Source organism: Massilia mucilaginosa, from assembly GCF_011682145.1.
Classification (GTDB): Bacteria; Pseudomonadota; Gammaproteobacteria; order Burkholderiales; family Burkholderiaceae_D; genus Telluria_A; species Telluria_A mucilaginosa.
Window position 1 is genome coordinate 1 of the sequence record NZ_WHJH01000320.1, and the last position, 301, is coordinate 301.

A 301-nucleotide genomic window follows, 5' to 3' on the forward strand; every position below is an offset into this window, starting at 1 on the left:
ATCGCTTCGTGGGCCTTCTTGATGCTGTGGCTCATGCTGTAGGCCGCCTGCCCAAAGCTTTTCACATGATAATAATAGGTGCGCTCGCTGATGCCGAGCACGGCGGCCGCCTGCTTGGCCAGCGCGGCGTCGCCGACGTAATACGCCTTGAATGCCAGGAACTTGCCCTTCCATTTCTTCATGTCGGCCAACGTATGGACGGCCATGTTGAAATACTGCATGTCAGGGTGGTTACGGGCGTTTGGCTCCCGCCCCACCTTGGACGGCTGCAGGCGCCCGAGGGTCCCGCTGCTGGCCGGTC

1 protein-coding gene is annotated in these 301 nt (G+C 61.1%); it reads right to left on the reverse strand.

The features are described from left to right. Positions 1-221: hypothetical protein (locus F2P45_RS35025; RefSeq protein WP_223164946.1), on the reverse strand; the 221-nt coding region annotated here is incomplete at its 3' end. Positions 222-301 lie beyond the last annotated feature (80 nt).